The organism is Achromobacter maghribensis (genome assembly GCF_057334215.1).
This window is the reverse complement of sequence record NZ_JBHFII010000061.1, coordinates 326,097-342,932: the sequence shown is the minus strand read 5'-3', so window position 1 is coordinate 342,932 and position 16,836 is coordinate 326,097. Positions and strand designations below refer to the sequence as shown.

Below are 16,836 nucleotides of genomic sequence, written 5' to 3'. Positions count from 1 at the left end.
TCTCGTGGTCACCGTAGCAACGGCGCGGCGCGCGGGCCTACCGGCCCGATGCGCGCACGCCGTCAAAAAGTTCTTGCCATTGTTGCAGCACGCGCGTGGCCGAAAAACGGTCACGCACGTCAGTCGCCGCCTGCCCCATGCGTTGGCGCGCGGCATCATCGCTCATGACGTCCGCCAGCGCCTTGCACAGCGCGGGCACATCGCCGTTGGGCCGGACCAGCACGCCGTCGATACCCTCCCGCACGATTTCACGCGGGCCGGTATCGCAATCGAAAGACACGGCCGCCAAGCCGCTGGCCATCGATTCAAGCAAGGTATTGGACAGCCCCTCAAAGCGGGAGGTCAGCACGTATAGGTCGGCGCTCTGGTACCAGTCGCCCACGTTGCCGGCGCGTCCGGGCATCGACACGCGCGGCGCCAGGCCGGCCTTGTCCACCTGCGCTTGCAGGGCCGCGCGTTCCCCGCCTTCGCCAAGGATAACCAGATCCCAGTCCGGATGCGATGGCGCCAGCGTGGCGAACGCCTGGACCAGCAGGTCGAAGCCCTTGTCCGCATGCAGCCGGCCGACCGCCAGCAATCGCTTGCGTCCGTCGCCCGACACGGGGATCAGCAGCGGTTCGGCGCGCGGCAAGGGCCAATGCACCGGGTTGGGAATGACCGCCAGCCGGGAGCCGGGCACGTGCTGTTCGATCCAGTCGGCCGTGCCGCGCGTCAGTGCAACCACACGAGCGGCGCGCGGATAGGTCAGCCGGCGCAAGCGCAGCCACAGGCCCGACAAGGTCTGTGACGGCGGATGCGTATGTTCCGTGGCGATCACGCGGCAGCCCAGGCCGGTACTGGCCAGCACGGAAAGCACGGATGCCGTGGTCATCATGCCCAGCACGATGTCCGGCCGGAACGCCTTGATCACCCGGCGCAACGCGCGCACGCGCTGCACGTTGCTCCAGATGCCGCGCAGGCCGCCGCCCTCGCCTGCCGTATGCAGGACTTCGCGGCGAACCTTGGGGTGCAGGGCATAGACGTCGCCTTCGGCGCCGGCCTGCGTCACCACCATCACGTCGCGCCCCATCTCGGCCCAGTGGGCGCTCAGGTCGGCGGCAACGCGTTCAGCGCCGCCGCCATGCAGCGAATGGATGAAAAGCAGGACGCGCAAGGCACGGCCGGAATCGGCTTGGGACATTCAATCGGCCTCCTTGGGTTCGGCCTTGCGCATGGCCACCACCAGGTAGCACGCGAAGGACAGCACATACATGAGGCTGGTCGCCAGCATGATGCCGGCCGCGCCCATCTTGGGCGCCAGCACGGTGTTCAATACCGCCTTCAGCGCAAAATTGGCGACGGCAATGGCGGCCATGATGCGATAGCGGTTCTGGCTGGCCAGCAACTGCACCAGGATCAGCACGCCAAAATAGAAAGGCAATTGCAGCAGGCCCCAGCGCAGCACATGCGCGACGGCCTCGGTGTTTTCAGCAGTGAAGGCGCCCCGCTGGAACAGCACCGACACGCCCCACGGGGCCAGCACCCAGCCGACCGCGACGGCGACGGCGCCCGCGCCCACCATCAGCACCGACCATTTCAGCGCCATGCCGCGCGCGCGGCCGGTGTCGCCCCGCGCTTGCACGTCGGCCAGCACCGGCAGCGCGGCGCGGCCCACCGACACGGCGCCGATGCCCAGCAGCAAGGAAAGCAGCCGGCTGGCGTAGCCCAGCGTCGCGTTCGCGTTGGCGCCCAGGTTGGCCGCGGCGTACTGGTCCAGCGGGCCGACGAAGCTCATCGCCACCTGGCCGATCAGCATCACGCCCGCGGCGCCCATCAGCTCAGGCCAATGCGGCGAACGCAGCGTCAGCCGCGGCGCGCCCCAGAACCCCTTGTCCGCCCGCGCCGCCAGCCAGGCCAGCCAGACCGTCTGGATGGCATAGCCGACCAGCGTGCCCCATAGCAAGGGCCCAACGCCATCGGCGCTGACGGCCAACATCACCCAGGCCAGCGTCGCCACGGCGGGCACGCTGTCCAGCAACGTATTGACGTGGCGTTCATGGGCGCGCAAGCGCGCAGCGCTGATACCGGCGATCAGCAGCAGCGCCGACACCGGCGCGAAGGCGACGAGCAGGTCGCCCGTCATGCCGCGCACGCGATCCGGCAGGCCCTTGCCCAGCAGGTCCAGCACATACGGCCAGGCGAACCAGGTGGCGATGGCCAGCGCGATGCCGGCCGCAGCCACCCAGCCCTGCAGTTCTTTAATGAATTGGTCGCGTTCGGCGTCCTCCGCGCGGCGCAACCGCACAAGCACCGGGATCAAGACCACCGACAGCACGCCCACGATCGTGACCGGCAGCCACGTGGCCATGGTCATCGTGAATTGGTAGGCATCCACGGCGTCGCTGACGCCGTACCGGTAGGCCACCGCCATCTCTTTGATGGCGCCGGCGGCCTTGCCCAGCAGCAGGAACACGGCCACCCGGAAAGCGCCCTTGAAGATGCGCTGGTGGTCCGGGTGGATGTTGCCGAGTTTGCGGACGAGTGCTTTCAAATCAACGCAGGAATTGCGTGTACCAGGGCATGGCCACTTCCAGGCCCTGCAGCACCGTATGCGACGGCGCATAGCCCAGAAGACGGCCCGCCTTGCTGACGTCGGCCTGCGAATGGCGCACGTCGCCCGGGCGGAAGTCGGCATAGACCGGCTTCTTGCCGTAGTTCACGTTCTCGTTGCCCAACGCCTTGACCAGGAAGCCGAACAGGTCGTTCAGCGTGCTGCGGCCGCTGACGGCCACGTTGTAGACCTGGTTGCGGCCTTCCGCCGGGGCCATCGCGGCCAGCAGGTTGGCCTGCACCGCGTTGTCCACGAAGCAGAAATCGCGGCTGGTTTCGCCGTCGCCATTGATGGTGACGTCGTCGCCCTTGATCATCGCGGCGGTCCACTTCGGGATCACGGCGGCGTAGGCGCCGTCCGGATCCTGGCGCTTGCCGAACACATTGAAGTAGCGCAGGCCCACAGTTTCGAACCCATACGAACGCGCAAACACATCGGCGTACAGTTCGTTCACGTACTTGGTCACGGCGTAGGGCGACAACGGCTTGCCGATGTTCTCTTCGACCTTGGGCAATGCCGGATGGTCGCCGTAGGTGGAGCTGGACGCCGCATAGACGAACGACTTCACTTCCGCGTCGCGCGCGGCAACCAGCATGTTCAGGAAGCCGCCGATGTTCACCTCGTTGGTGGTGATCGGATCCTTCAATGAACGCGGCACGGAGCCCAGCGCGGCCTGATGCAGCACGAAGTCCACGCCCTGAACGGCGCGGTGGCAGGCGTCCAGGTCGCGAATATCGCCTTCCACGAAGGTGAAGCGCGCCCATTGCTCGGCCGAGACCGAGGCGCGGACTTCGTCCAGGTTGCGCTGGTGGCCGGTGGCAAAGTTGTCCAGGCCGGTGACGGTCTGGTTCAGCTTCAGCAGGGTCTCCAGCAGGTTCGAGCCGATGAAGCCGGCGCATCCGGTCACGAGCCACTTGCGCGGCGCGGCGGTCAGTTCCTGCTTGATGGTGTCAAAACGCGTCGTCATATCTGAATCCTTACAGGCGCAAATCGGATTCGGCAGCCGACAGCACGTATTTCAGGTCATAGAGAATATGTTGGGCCTTGCCCAGCTTACGGATGCCTTCGGCGCCCAGGGCCTTGAACTGGTTGTGCGCCACCGCCAGGATCACGGCGTCGTACTTGCCTTCTTCAAGCTTGGCCACCGGGGTCAGGCCGTACTCGTGCATCGCCTCTTCCGGGTCGACCCACGGGTCGTAGACGTCCACGTCGACGTTGTAGTCGCGCAGTTCGCCAACGATGTCCACGATGCGCGTGTTGCGGAGGTCAGGGCAGTTTTCCTTGAAGGCCAGGCCCATGACCAGCACGCGCGCGCCTTGCACATGGATGCGTTGCTTGGTCATCGCCTTGACCAGCTGCGACACCACATACCCCCCCATGGAGTCGTTCAGGCGGCGGCCCGCCAGAATGATCTCGGGGTGATAGCCGATCGATTGCGCCTTGTGCGTCAGGTAGTACGGGTCCACGCCAATGCAGTGGCCGCCCACCAGGCCCGGACGGAACGGCAGGAAGTTCCACTTGGTGCCGGCGGCTTGCAGCACGGCTTCGGTGTCGATGCCCATCTTGTTGAAGATCAGGGCCAGTTCGTTGATCAGCGCGATGTTGACGTCGCGCTGCGTGTTCTCGATCACCTTGGCGGCTTCGGCGACGCGAATGCTGGACGCCTTGTGCGTGCCGGCGGTGATGATCTCTTTGTACAGCTGGTCGACCAGCTCGGCGACTTCGGGCGTCGAGCCCGAGGTGACCTTCTTGATCGTGCTGACACGGTGATCCTTGTCGCCCGGGTTGATGCGCTCGGGGCTGTAGCCTGCGTAGAAGTCCACGTTGAACTTCAGGCCGGACACGCGTTCCAGCACGGGCACGCAGTCTTCTTCCGTGGCGCCCGGGTAAACGGTGGATTCATAGATGACGATATCGCCGCGCTTGAGTACCGCGCCGATGGTCTCGCTGGCTTTGACCAGCGGGGTCAGGTCAGGCTGCTTGTACTCGTCGATGGGCGTCGGCACGGTCACGATGAACACGTTGGCCTGGCCCAGCTCGGCGCGGTCGGCGGTGTAGCGCAGCTGAGCGGCTTCAGCCAGCTCTGCGTCGCTGACTTCCAGCGTGTGATCGTGCCCGGCCTTCAATGCGTCGATGCGGCGCGTATTGATATCGAAACCGATGACCGAGCGCTTCTTGCCGAACTCCACCGCAAGCGGCAGACCGACGTAGCCCAGGCCCACGACAGCGAGTTTCACATCCTGAATTCGCAACATAACTCTCCCTTCACCGTAGAACGATTACGGCATTTTAAAGATGGTCGGGTGATAGATAACCGAGCCCCCGGCGGCATTCGCCGGGGCACTCAAACCTAATCCGTGGTTTTCAAAACGGACGGCAGCAGCAGCCATCCCGGCCGGCGCCAGGAGACCAGCCGCGCATACAGCCAGATGTAGACGCTGGCGAACACCACGAGGCTGGCGCCGAGCGCCCACGCGTTGTCCCACCAGATCGTGGCCGGCACCAGGCCGATCAGCGCCAGCACCCACATGTAGGGCGACGCCATCGCATTGCACAACGCGGGCACCGCATGACGGCGGCCGCGGCTGAACGTCACGCGGACCAGCCGGCGGAATACCAACTGATGCAGGTGCAAGGCATCCGGTTGATCGACCGGGACGCCGCGCTTGAAGCGCCGGCGCCAGATCGAAAAGCCGGTTTCGAATACGGGGTAGAACAGCACGGCCAGCGCGTAGAACGGCGACACCGACGGGTTGCGGACCACCAGCAGCACGGCCAGCTCGGCCAGCATGAAGCCCAGGAAGTACGCGCCGCCGTCACCCAGGAACACGCGTCCGAACGGGAAGTTCCAGACCAGGAAGCCCAGGGTGGCCGACGCCAATGCGGCAGAGATCAGGAAGATCGGCACGTCGCCCACTTGCATGGCCACCAGGCTGATCGACACCGCCATCAAGGTGGCGACCATGCCGGCCAGGCCGTTCATACCGTCCACGATGTTCAGCGCATGCGTACAGCCGCCCACCGCGAACATGGTGAACAGCAGCGACACCGGCCAGAACGACAGGACGTAGTCCACCGGCGCCATGCCGACACGGCTGACGCCGCCCAGCAGCCACCAGGCGATGGCCGCCGACAGGAAGGCCGCCAGCAACCGCTTGCTGGCGCCGATATCTTTTGTGATGTCTTCCAACAGGCCGGCCACGAACACCGGCAACGCGGCGACGAACAACGCCGGCCACAACCACGTCAATGTCATGTTGGCGGGGCCCAGCACCAGCAGGCCCAGCAAAGTGCCGGCAAGCACGGCCAGGCCGCCGACGCGCGGCGTGGCGCGGGAATGGTTTGCTTGCGGCTTGTTCAGATCGCTGTCGCCGGTAAACCGGCCGTGCCAGCGCTCCGACCACACGATGAGTCCGCCCACCATGAACGCGACCACGCAGATATACAGCCAGGTCACAGAATCACCTCTGGTTGGTCTATCGAGACAGGCCCGCCATTATCGGAGGCAGGTGTAACGCCCATATATGGGAGGGATAAGGAAGTGCAATTCACGGGCACGAAACGTAACACCCGGAGCCGGGCCGTTCGTCCACAGCCAGACCGCTGGTTGAAGGGGGCTGTTGCAACGAAACCGCGGGTGCGCGGAAGGACGGATTTCATGCGGTGATTGTAGAGCTTTCCGTCAGGCAACACCCGAAATATCCCAGGGAAAACGCGGAGACCGCCATAGGGAGGAAACGCTCCAGGCCAACCGGCTCCGGCATATCTTGCAACAAAATAGGGACAGGTTGATTCGGGACAAAAAAAAGCCCGAGATCGTGAGATCTCGGGCTAAATCCACCAAAGGAGGAGGGTGGAGGAGACAACCGTGGCATGTTGGGAGCTGGCCTTCTGCTCGCTACGCGTTCGGGGTTTTGCACCGCGCCGACTGCGTTTCAACATCCGATGAGTGAATAGTACCGAGGTTTTTTGTGCGATGCAAGAATTTTTTTAATCTCTTTGGAAGGCGCGTTTTCGCGTTGCATTTTCGCCGCAAATTCCAGCTCCGCACCCTGGAGACCCGCGGCAATCAACGACCTTGCCGAAAAAAGGGTTTTTGCCGAACGGGTAAACCCATTGCGGACTAACCCTAGACGGCATGGGGTAATCCCACCCTGTTATTTGCACCGTAATGGTGCGTCTTGCACCAGCATGCGGCCGAATTTGCGCACTGCAACATTTCGGCTGGGGGCCCTGTCAGACCCAGTAAGCCGTGGTCGTCATCACCTTGGACATCGCCCGCATTGCGGCCTTTACGGGGCTTGGCAGGGGCACGCCCCCTGCCCGCTCGGCGCTGGCGCGGTGCTCGGCTTCGTCATCCTTCATCTTGCGGACGATCTCGCGCGATCGTTCATCCTGCACCGGCAAGGTGCGTAGATGCTCTTCCAGATGCGCCTCTACCTGCCGTTCGGTCTCGGCCATGAAACCAAGGTTGCGGGGCACGCCCGCATAACTGGCCAGCACGCCCAGGGCAAACGAACCGGCGTACCAGACCGGATTGAGCAGGCTGGGCCGGCTGCCCAGCTCGGTCAGGCGCTCGTTGCACCACACCAGGTGGTCGACTTCCTCGGAGGCGGCGTTCAGCAGCAGCGCGCGCGGCGCGGCTTCGCGGCAAACCGACGCCTGCCCGCGGTATAGCGCCTGCGCGCAGATCTCGCCCACATGGTTCACGCGCATCAGGCCGGCCGCATGCCGCTTTTCCTGCGCGGACAGGGCGGTAAGCGGTTCTTCGGCTTTGGCCGGATACGGCCTGCTGGCGGTCGCACTGTTGGACAGCACCCTCAGCGCGCGGTCCGCTTCGGCCAGCAACGCATCCAGGGGGCTGGTCCGGCGCAGGAAAGAAACGGGGCCGGATTTTGACAGGGCGGTGGACATGGGCAACTCCTTGGCGAAACAGGCGCCACACACCCCTGATGCGGGGCGGGGCTCTCATGCCTGGAATTGTACGCAACAGGTATCATCAATCATTGACTGCGCTCAACGCTCAAGGACACACAACATGGAATGCACGATCGACTGGGGCGGCCCGAACGGCATGCTCTTTACCGCCAGCACCGGCAGCGGCCACGTGGCCGTGATGGACGGCGCCGTGGATGGCGGCGGACACAACCTGGCGCCCCGCCCGATGGAAATGCTGCTGGCCGGTACCGGCGGCTGCACGGCGTATGACGTCGTCCTGATCCTCAAGCGCGGCCGCCATGCGGTCACCGGGTGCAGCGTCAAGCTCCAGGCCGATCGCGCGGATGCCGATCCCAAGGTCTTCACCCGCATCCACTTCGCCTTCACGGTCACGGGCCGCAATCTGCCGCAAGCCGCGGTCGAGCGCGCCGTACAGTTGTCCCACGAAAAGTACTGCTCGGCCTCGGCCATGCTCGAGAAAACGGCGGCGCTGACGTTTTCGGTTGAAATCGTAGATACGCAGGAAACGCCGGCGGCCGCCTGAGGCACGCTCGCGTGGTGTAATTCGCCCTATCCCTTCTTCTCTATCTTGATAAGCGCCGCCGCGTCGCACGCGGCGGCCAATTTGCGTCACCCGCGGGGCGGGCGAACACAAGGACCGCCATGAAACAATACCTGGACCTCGTTCAATCCATTCTGGACACCGGCGCCTGGCAGGAGAACCGGACGGGCATACGTACGCTCAGCATGCCGGGCGCTTCATTGCGGTTCGACCTGCAAAAAGGCTTCCCCGCCGTCACCACCAAGAAATTGGCGTTCAAGTCCGCGATCGGCGAAATGGTGGGCTTCATGCGCGCCTCGCGCAGCGCCGCCGAATTCCGCGAGCTGGGCTGCAAGGTCTGGGACCAGAACGCCAATGAAAACAGCCAATGGCTGGCCAACCCGTATCGCGAAGGCCCGGACGACCTGGGCCCGGTCTATGGCGTGCAATGGCGCCAATGGCCCGCCTACAAGGTGCTGGACGCCAGCCGCCCGGCGCAAATCGACGACGCGCTGGCGCGCGGCTATGCCAAAGTCGCCGACCTGGAAGAAGGCGGCGTCCCGAAGGTGCTGCTGTACAAGGCGGTGGACCAGTTGCGTCAATGCCTGGACACCATCCACGAGCGCCCGGGCGACCGCCGCATCCTGTTCCACGGCTGGAACTGGGCCCAGATCGAAGAAATGGCCCTGCCGCCGTGCCATTTGCTCTACCAGTTCCTGCCCAACGCGACCACCCGCGAAATCTCGCTGTGCCTGTACATCCGTTCCAACGATGTCGGCCTGGGCACGCCCTTCAATCTGACCGAAGGCGCCGCGCTGCTGCATCTGGTGGGACGCCTGACCGGCTACACCCCGCGCTGGTTCACGTATTTCATCGGCGATGCCCACATCTACGAAAACCACCTGCCGATGCTGCGCGAACAGCTCAAGCGCGAGCCCTACGAATCGCCCAAGCTGGTGCTGTCCGACCGCATTCCCGATTTCGCCGTGACGGGCCGCTACGAACCCGAATGGCTGGAAAAAGTGGAGCCGGGCGATTTCTCGCTGTCCGGCTACACGCATCACGCGCCGCTCACCGCGCCCATGGCCGTGTAAGATCGCGCCCGGTGCGCCAACTCCGGCGAGCCGGGATGCGCGCAGGCGCCGCCGCAGTCCTTGCCGCAGGGCGGACACGCCGCGCCTGCCGGCATAAGTGAAGATTGGTGAGCATCTGGAAGCGCGATTTCGGTATAACCCATCCCTTAGCCTCGGACGCGCATCCCTGATGCGCTGCGCGCCGCGGCTTCCGACCGGCCCATGCCGAGCCGCGCGTTTCGCCAGCCGCGCGACCGCGCAGCCCATCCGGCAGCGCCGACCGCAGGCATCGCCCGCCGCATCCCCCTTCCCGACAAGAGAGTATGTAAATCGCCAACGTCGACAGCAGGAATTGTCTTGCGACCGAATTGCAACCGTTGACTACTAATTGATTTGATTTGAGGCCGGCGCGATCGCAGCAAGCGCTCAGGACAGGACCCACACATGCTCGTTGGAACTTATAACCCTTCGCTCGTCCTCGTATCCTTAGGGGTCGCCATCCTGGCGTCATATACGGCGTTGGGCATGGCCAATCGCGTGCGGGCGTCGAACGGGCTGCCGGCCGCGCGCTACTGGCTGGCGGGCGGCGCGCTCGCCATGGGCATCGGCATCTGGTCCATGCACTTCGTCGGCATGCTGGCCTTCAACCTGCCCATTCCCATGGGCTACGACCTGCCTCTGACCGTCCTGTCGCTGGGGATCGCCATCGGCTGCTCGGCCTTCGCGCTCTGGATCGTGTGCAAGGACGAGCTGCCTTGGCGCAGACTGGTGGCCGGCGCCCTGCTGATGGGCGCCGGGATCGCCGCGATGCACTACCTGGGCATGGCCGCGATGCGCATGACACCCGGCATCGTCTACGACACCCTGTGGTTCTCGCTGTCCATCCTGATCGCCGTGGCCGCCTCCGGCGCCGCGCTCTGGATCACTTACCGGCTTCGCCAGGACGGGCCTCGCATGGCCTGGTCCCGGCCCCTGGCGTCGGTCGTCATGGGCATCGCCATCGTCGGCATGCACTATTCAGGCATGGAGGCCGCGGGCTTCCCGGCCGGCAGCATCTGCATGGCCGCCGACGGCGGAATCTCGGCCGGCTGGCTGGCCATCGCGGTCACCGCCGTGACGCTCAGCGTGCTGGCCATCGCGCTCGTCGTCGCCGTGCTGGACAACCGGCTGGAGGCGCGCACGTCGGCATTGGCCTCTTCGCTGGCCGAGGCCAACGAAGAACTGGTGCAACTGGCGCTGCATGACACGCTGACCAAATTACCCAACCGCATCCTGCTTGAAGACCGGATGGAGCAGGCGATCGAAAGCGCCAGCCGCCGCAAGGGCTACTTCGCCGTGCTCTTCTTCGACCTGGACGGCTTCAAGGCGGTCAATGACGCTTACGGCCACCACACCGGAGACGCCCTGCTGATCGATCTGGCGCAGCGCATCCGGCAAGCCCTGCGCACGCAGGATACGGTGGCGCGGCTGGGCGGCGACGAATTCATCGTGCTGAGTGAAGTCATCGAGCCCACCGACGGCGCGAACGTGGCCGACCGGCTGATCGAAGCCATCGCCCGCCCGGTCATGGTCTACGGGCACGAAGTGCTGGTGACGTCCAGCGTGGGGATCGCAATTTACCCCAACGATGGCGAAGACACCCACAGCCTGCTGACCAACGCCGACGCCGCGATGTACCACGCCAAGCGGCTGGGCGGCACCGGTTACAGCTTCTTCGAGCCATCCATGAACGCGGACGCGCACGAACAGATCGAATTGCTGCACGACCTGCGTCTGGCGCAGGAACGCGACCAGTTCGTGCTGCACTACCAGCCCAAGTACGAGGCGCCCGCCGGCCCCATCATGGGCGCCGAAGCGCTGCTGCGCTGGAATCACCCGACCCGCGGCCTGGTCGGTCCGGACCAGTTCATCCCCATCGCCGAAAAGACGGGTTTGATCCTGTCGATCGGGGAATGGGTCATCAATGACGCTTGCCGCCAGATGCGGGAATGGATCAACGCCGGCCAGGGCCACTGGACCATCGCCGTCAACATTTCGGCGTTGCAGTTCGCCCACGCCAGCCTGGTTGAAACGGTGCGCGCGGCCCTGGCGCGGCACGACGTGCCGCCCGCGTGCCTGACGCTGGAAGTGACCGAGTCCACGGCCATGCGCGACGCCGAGGCCAGCCTGGCCGTGCTCAAGCGCCTGTCCGGCCTGGGCGTGACCATCTCCATCGACGACTTCGGCACGGGCTATTCCAGCCTGCTCTACCTGAAGCGCCTGCCCGCGACCGAATTGAAGATCGACCGCGGCTTTGTGAACCAGCTGGAACACGACAACGAAGACGCGGCCATCGTGTCGGCCATCGTCGCGCTGGCGCAGCAACTGAACCTGCGGATCGTCGCCGAAGGCGTCGAGACGGCGGCCCAGCAGAAATTCCTGACCGGCCTGGGCTGCGATTCCCTGCAGGGCTTCCTGCTGGGCCGCCCGATGCCCGCGACGGAATTCCTGGAACACGCGGCCGGATAAAGGGTGGCGGGATAAAGGGTGGCGGGATAAGGGGTGACCGGCTGGCTGCGGCGGAATTTGCTACGCTTATGCCGTCCGATCGGCCGACTCCCGGCCGTCCTCACCATTGCCCCCGCATGCCCGCCAGCCTGACCCTGATCGTTGCCTATTCCGACAACCGCGTCATCGGACGCGACAACACCTTGCCCTGGAAACTGCCGGGCGATCTGGCGCATTTCAAGCGCAGCACGCTGGGCCATCCCATCGTCATGGGCCGCAAGACCTGGGATTCGCTGGGCCGCCCGCTGCCCGGCCGCACCAACATCGTGATCAGCCGCAACCCCGATTTCATCGCCTCCGGCGCGACCGTCGTCCCCACGCTGGACGCCGCCATTGCCGCTTGCGGCGACGTGGACCAGGCCTTCGTGATCGGCGGCGCGCAGATCTACGCGCAAGCACTGCCGCTGGCGCAACGCGTGCTGGCCACCGAAGTCCACGCCCAGGTGGATGGCGACGCCTTTTTCCCGCTGCTGCCCGCCTTCGAATGGAAGGAAACCGCGCGCGAAACCCAGCCCGCCGAGAACGGCTACGACTACGACTTCGTCACTTACGAACGCTGAAGCCCCCCTCAGGCGGCCCCCGCATTCCTCATGAACCGCCACAGCTCGGGTGCCTCGGAATACGCCACGTTGAATCGCACCCACGGCGTATCGGCCTCGTCCACTTCGAAGTACGAACCCGGCGCCAGCCAGATTCCGTCCTTCAACGCCAACTCGGCCAAGCCGTTGGCGCCGCGTTCGCGCCACTGCCCAGCCACTTTGGCCCACAGGAACAAGCCCCCTTGGGGCCGTCCGTAAATCTCGAACCCGTGCTGCTGCATCCGCCCGGCGACCACGGCATGCGCCTCGGCCAGCCGTTCGCGGGTCCGCGCGATGTGCGCACGGTAGCGCCCCTCGCGAATGACCTGGTGCACGATGCGCTCCATGATTTCGGGCGACGTCAGGCCCACCGCCATCTTGGTCCGCGCAAAGTCGCGGGTCAGGTCGCGGTGCGCCACCACATAACCCACCCGCACCGACGGGCTGATGACCTTGGAATAGCCGCCCAGGTAAATCACCCGCCGCGCACCGTCCAGCGCGGCCAACATCGGCGTCACGCCCGGCGCCAGGTCGCGGGAAATGTCATCCTCGATCACCCACAACCCATGCCGCTCGGCCACTTGCAGGATACGGAACGCATTGGCCATGCCGATGCTGGCACCCGAGGGGTTCTGCAATGCCGTATTGATGTACAGCGCGCGTGGCTGATGCTGGGCCACGACGCGTTCCAGGGCTTCGCAATCCAGCCCGTCGGCCGTGCGCGGCACGGCTACCACGCGCAGGCCCAGCAGGCGCAGCAGCTGCAGCAGATTCGCGTAGGCGGGCTGCTCCACCACCACGGTGTCGCCCGGCCGCAGCAGCGTGCGGCTGACCATGTCCAGCCCATGCGATACGCCCTGGGTCAGCAGCACCTGTGAAACTTCCACCCCCATGCCCTGCGCGCTCAGGCTGGCCGCGATCGTCTCGCGCAACGGCGCGTAGCCATAGGGGTGACCATAATTGGCGATGCGCATCGCCGGCACGCGCCCCATGTGGCGCAGCGCCAAGTGCATGCCCTCTTCGTTCAGCCATTCCCCAGGCAGCCAGCCGCATCCCGATTTGATGGGGATGGAATGATCCGCGAAGATGTCCGACAGCAACCAGCCGGCGTTCAGGCGCGGCGGCTCCCAGGACAACGGTTCGCCTTGCCGCGCGGGCGCGTCCGGCGACGCCACCCGGTAGCCGGCGCCGGGCCGCGCCGCCAGCCAGCCTAGCGACACCAGGCGGCTATAGGCGCTGGCCACCGTGAATGTGCTAACACCGTACTGGCGGGCGAATTCACGGACCGAGGGTAGGGACATACCCGGACGCAGCGTCTGCGCTTCAATGGCGCGCAGGATGGCGTTGACCAGCTGCTCGACCAAGGTCGGCGCGAGTCCACGGGCGCGGTTGGGCTGGAAATCGATCACGAAGAAAACTGTACAGTTAGACCACCTGCAACTATACAGTTAGCGGCATTTGCGCAGATCGTATATTTTCATTCCCTGCGGGACGTACCAGAATCATTCGAATCCCGGCGGTTGCGCCCTTTCCATGCAGACCCGCTGGTTGTCCATTCTCTGGAGCCGCCATGAACGCCCCCGCCAACTTGCCCGATTTGTCCCATCTCTGGATGCCCTTCACTGCCAACAAGCAGTTCAAGGCACACCCGCGCATGTTGGCAACGGCCAAAGGCATGTACTACACCTCGGCTGATGGCCGCCAGATCCTGGACGGCACGGCTGGCCTGTGGTGCGTCAACGCCGGCCACGGCCGCCAGGAAATCGTCGATGCGATTTCCCGCCAGGCCGGCATCATGGACTACGCGCCCGGCTTCCAACTGGGCCATCCGCTGGCTTTCGAAGCCGCCACGGCCGTCGCCGGCTTGATGCCGCAAGGTCTGGACCGCGTCTTCTTCACAAACTCCGGTTCTGAATCCGTCGATACGTCCCTGAAAATCGCGCTGGCCTATCACCGCGCTCGTGGCGAAGGCCAGCGCACCCGCCTGATTGGCCGGGAACGCGGCTATCACGGCGTGGGCTTCGGCGGCATCTCGGTCGGTGGCATTTCGACCAACCGCAAGACCTTCTCCGGCGCGCTGCTGCCCGCCGTGGACCATCTGCCGCATACCCATAACCTGGAACAGAACGCCTACTCCAAGGGCCAGCCTGCCTGGGGCGCCAACCTGGCCGACGAACTGGAACGCATCGTCGCGCTGCACGACGCCTCCACCATCGCCGCCGTCATCGTGGAACCCATGGCCGGTTCCACCGGCGTCCTGATCCCGCCGAAGGGCTATCTGGAAAAGCTGCGCGAAATCACGTCCAAGCACGGCATCCTGCTGATTTTCGACGAAGTCATCACCGCCTATGGCCGCCTGGGCGCCGCCACCGCTTCCGAGTTCTTCGGCGTGACGCCGGACATCATCGCCATGGCCAAGGGCGTCAGCAACGCCGCGGTGCCGGCAGGCGCGGTCGCCGTCAAACGCGAGGTCCACGACGCCATCGTCAACGGCCCGGCGGGCGGCATCGAGTTCTTCCACGGCTACACCTATTCGGCGCACCCGCTGGCTGCCGCCGCCATTCTGGCGACGCTGGACATCTACCGCCGCGAAGACCTGTTCGCCCGCGCCCGCAAGCTCTCCGGCGTCTTCCAGGAAGCCGTGCACAGCCTGAAGGGCGCGCCGCACGTCATCGACGTGCGCAACCTGGGCCTGGTGGCCGGCATTGAACTGTCGCCGCGCGCAGGGGCGCCCGGCGCCCGTGCCAGCGAAGTATTCCAGAAGTGCTTCGACAGCGGCCTGATGGTGCGCTATACCGGCGACATCATTGCCGTCTCGCCGCCGCTGATCATCGAAGAGGCCCAGATCGGCCAGCTCTTCGAACAGATCGGCAAGGTCCTGAAAGAGGTCGCTTGAGCGGCATCGCAAACCCCTTGCCGCGGCAGCGCCGTGCGCATTGACCCAGCTTCGCGGGCGGCCGATGGCCGCCCTCGGACGTTTTTGAAGAATCCCGCTTTTCGAGCTTCCACACCATGAAGAAGATCTCCCATTTCATCAACGGCCAGCACTACGAAGGCCGCAGCAGCCGCTACGCCGATGGCTTCAATCCCGCTACCGGCGAAATCTGCGCCTCGGTGCCGCTAGCCTCCACGGAAGACGTGGCGGTGGCCGTCGCCGCCGCCAAGGCCGCCTTCCCGGCCTGGTCCGAGACCCCCGCGCTCAAGCGCGCCCGCATCCTGTTCAACTTCAAGGCGCTGCTGGACCAGCACCAGGACGAACTGGCTGAATTGATCACGCGCGAACACGGCAAGGTCTTCTCGGATGCCAAGGGCGAGGTCATGCGCGGCATCGAAATCGTCGAATTCGCTTGCGGCATCCCGCAACTGCTCAAGGGCCAGTACTCCGACCAGATCGGCGGCGGCATCGACAACTGGAGCATGCGCCAGGCGCTGGGCGTGGTGGCCGGCGTGACGCCATTCAACTTCCCGATGATGGTGCCGTGCTGGATGTTCCCCGTGGCCATCGCCTGCGGCAACACCTTCGTGCTCAAGCCGTCGGAACGCGACCCGTCCGCCTCGCTGCGCCTGGCCGAACTGCTGACCCAAGCCGGCCTGCCCGGCGGCGTCTTCAACGTGGTGCACGGCGACAAGCAGGCCGTGGACGCCCTGATCGCGCATCCCGACATCGAAGCGTTGTCATTCGTAGGGTCGACGCCCATCGCCGAATATATCTACTCCGAAGGCACCAAGCGCGGCAAGCGCGTGCAGGCCCTGGGCGGCGCCAAGAACCATCTGGTGGTGATGCCCGATGCGGATCTCGACCAGGTGACCGATGCGCTGATGGGCGCGGCGTACGGTTCGGCCGGCGAACGCTGCATGGCGATTTCCGTGGCCGTTGCCGTGGGCGACGTGGCCGACAAGGTCGTCGAACGCCTGATCCCCCGCGTGAAGGCGCTGGTCGTCAAGGACGGCATGCAGCCGGATGCGGAAATGGGCCCGCTGGTGACGGCGCAGCATCGCAACAAGGTCATGGGCTACATCGAAGACGGGATCGCCTCCGGCGCCGACATGGTCGTGGACGGCCGTGGCCTGACGGTGCCCGGCAACGAAAAGGGCTTCTTCCTGGGTGGCACGCTGTTCGACAACGTCAAGCCTTCCATGAACATCTACCGCGAAGAGATCTTCGGCCCGGTGCTGTGCGTGGTGCGCGTGCCGGACTTCGCCAGCGCGGTCGAACTGATCAACGCGCATGAATTCGGCAACGGCGTGGCGTGCTTCACGTCCGACGGCGGCGTGGCGCGCGCCTTCGCCCGGCAGATCAAGGTGGGCATGGTTGGCATCAACGTGCCGATCCCCGTACCCATGGCCTGGCATTCGTTCGGCGGCTGGAAGCGCTCGCTGTTTGGCGACCATCATGCTTACGGCGAAGAAGGCATCCGCTTCTATTCCCGCTACAAGAGCGTGATGCAGCGCTGGCCGGACAGCATCGCCAAGGGCGCGGAATTCACCATGCCCGTGGCGAAGTGAGCCCACCCCCGAAGCGCTGCGCGCTTCCCCCTCGAGGGGGCGCCGCTGCGGACCGGCAGAGCC

The 16,836-nt window shown here is 65.3% G+C and carries 13 protein-coding genes; 6 read left to right on the top strand and 7 right to left on the bottom strand.

Annotation, left to right across the window (positions count from 1 at the left end):
* Positions 1-37 precede the first annotated feature (37 nt).
* The 6 genes from ACE039_RS27555 to coq7 form a co-directional block, all read right to left on the bottom strand.
* Positions 38-1,180 (bottom strand): glycosyltransferase family 4 protein, encoded by a 1,143-nt coding sequence (locus ACE039_RS27555; RefSeq protein WP_485823896.1) that lies wholly within the window; start codon positions 1,178-1,180, stop codon positions 38-40.
* Positions 1,181-2,530: a murein biosynthesis integral membrane protein MurJ gene (murJ, locus tag ACE039_RS27550; RefSeq protein WP_485823895.1), complete on the bottom strand. Its 1,350-nt coding sequence runs from the start codon at positions 2,528-2,530 to the stop codon at positions 1,181-1,183.
* Position 2,531: 1 nt separating this feature from the next.
* A complete protein-coding gene (locus ACE039_RS27545; RefSeq protein ID WP_105556953.1) occupies positions 2,532-3,557 on the bottom strand; it encodes an SDR family oxidoreductase in 1,026 nt (341 codons plus the stop codon).
* A 10-nt stretch (positions 3,558-3,567) separates the two neighbouring features.
* Entirely contained in the window at positions 3,568-4,845 is a 1,278-nt protein-coding gene (gene tviB, locus ACE039_RS27540; RefSeq protein ID WP_105556954.1) for a Vi polysaccharide biosynthesis UDP-N-acetylglucosamine C-6 dehydrogenase TviB, read from the bottom strand.
* Between the two features lie 95 nt (positions 4,846-4,940).
* The gene (locus tag ACE039_RS27535) at positions 4,941-6,047 is read right to left on the bottom strand and encodes an MraY family glycosyltransferase (protein ID WP_105556955.1); all 1,107 of its coding nucleotides are present in this window, start codon (positions 6,045-6,047) and stop codon (positions 4,941-4,943) included.
* A gap of 779 nt (positions 6,048-6,826) precedes the next feature.
* The gene (gene coq7, locus ACE039_RS27530; protein ID WP_448709594.1) at positions 6,827-7,504 is read right to left on the bottom strand and encodes a 2-polyprenyl-3-methyl-6-methoxy-1,4-benzoquinone monooxygenase; all 678 of its coding nucleotides are present in this window, start codon (positions 7,502-7,504) and stop codon (positions 6,827-6,829) included.
* Positions 7,505-7,628: 124 nt separating this feature from the next.
* On the opposite strand from coq7, the gene ACE039_RS27525 reads away from it, so the two are divergent.
* From ACE039_RS27525 to ACE039_RS27510, 4 genes are all read left to right on the top strand, one after another.
* Complete coding sequence (locus tag ACE039_RS27525) at positions 7,629-8,072, top strand: OsmC family protein (protein WP_485823894.1); 444 nt, start codon at positions 7,629-7,631, stop codon at positions 8,070-8,072.
* Between the two features lie 119 nt (positions 8,073-8,191).
* Positions 8,192-9,163: a thymidylate synthase gene (locus tag ACE039_RS27520; protein WP_313463027.1), complete on the top strand. Its 972-nt coding sequence runs from the start codon at positions 8,192-8,194 to the stop codon at positions 9,161-9,163.
* A 423-nt stretch (positions 9,164-9,586) separates the two neighbouring features.
* Positions 9,587-11,650, top strand: coding sequence for a putative bifunctional diguanylate cyclase/phosphodiesterase (locus ACE039_RS27515; protein ID WP_485823893.1), 2,064 nt, complete (start codon positions 9,587-9,589; stop codon positions 11,648-11,650).
* A gap of 116 nt (positions 11,651-11,766) precedes the next feature.
* Positions 11,767-12,249: a dihydrofolate reductase gene (locus ACE039_RS27510; RefSeq protein ID WP_485823892.1), complete on the top strand. Its 483-nt coding sequence runs from the start codon at positions 11,767-11,769 to the stop codon at positions 12,247-12,249.
* Between the two features lie 8 nt (positions 12,250-12,257).
* Here ACE039_RS27510 and ACE039_RS27505 read toward each other — a convergent pair whose 3' ends face one another.
* A complete protein-coding gene (locus ACE039_RS27505) occupies positions 12,258-13,676 on the bottom strand; it encodes an aminotransferase-like domain-containing protein (RefSeq protein ID WP_485823891.1) in 1,419 nt (472 codons plus the stop codon).
* A gap of 161 nt (positions 13,677-13,837) precedes the next feature.
* Here ACE039_RS27505 and aptA point away from each other — a divergent pair, with 161 nt between their 5' ends.
* Positions 13,838-15,163, top strand: a complete 1,326-nt coding sequence (gene aptA / locus ACE039_RS27500; RefSeq protein WP_448709598.1) for an omega-aminotransferase AptA — start codon at positions 13,838-13,840, stop codon at positions 15,161-15,163.
* A 116-nt stretch (positions 15,164-15,279) separates the two neighbouring features.
* Positions 15,280-16,773: a CoA-acylating methylmalonate-semialdehyde dehydrogenase gene (locus ACE039_RS27495; protein ID WP_485823890.1), complete on the top strand. Its 1,494-nt coding sequence runs from the start codon at positions 15,280-15,282 to the stop codon at positions 16,771-16,773.
* Positions 16,774-16,836 lie beyond the last annotated feature (63 nt).

Excerpts from the sequence above, each read along its gene's own strand:
- coq7 (WP_448709594.1), bottom strand. The coding sequence starts at position 7,504 with ATGTCCACCGCCCTGTCAAAATCCGGCCCCGTTTCTTTCCTGCGCCGG.
- ACE039_RS27520 (WP_313463027.1), top strand. The coding sequence starts at position 8,192 with ATGAAACAATACCTGGACCTCGTTCAATCCATTCTGGACACCGGCGCC.
- ACE039_RS27510 (WP_485823892.1), top strand. The coding sequence starts at position 11,767 with ATGCCCGCCAGCCTGACCCTGATCGTTGCCTATTCCGACAACCGCGTC.
- aptA (WP_448709598.1), top strand. The coding sequence starts at position 13,838 with ATGAACGCCCCCGCCAACTTGCCCGATTTGTCCCATCTCTGGATGCCC.
- ACE039_RS27555 (WP_485823896.1), bottom strand. The coding sequence starts at position 1,180 with ATGTCCCAAGCCGATTCCGGCCGTGCCTTGCGCGTCCTGCTTTTCATC.
- ACE039_RS27515 (WP_485823893.1), top strand. The coding sequence starts at position 9,587 with ATGCTCGTTGGAACTTATAACCCTTCGCTCGTCCTCGTATCCTTAGGG.
- tviB (WP_105556954.1), bottom strand. The coding sequence starts at position 4,845 with ATGTTGCGAATTCAGGATGTGAAACTCGCTGTCGTGGGCCTGGGCTAC.
- ACE039_RS27525 (WP_485823894.1), top strand. The coding sequence starts at position 7,629 with ATGGAATGCACGATCGACTGGGGCGGCCCGAACGGCATGCTCTTTACC.
- ACE039_RS27545 (WP_105556953.1), bottom strand. The coding sequence starts at position 3,557 with ATGACGACGCGTTTTGACACCATCAAGCAGGAACTGACCGCCGCGCCG.
- ACE039_RS27495 (WP_485823890.1), top strand. The coding sequence starts at position 15,280 with ATGAAGAAGATCTCCCATTTCATCAACGGCCAGCACTACGAAGGCCGC.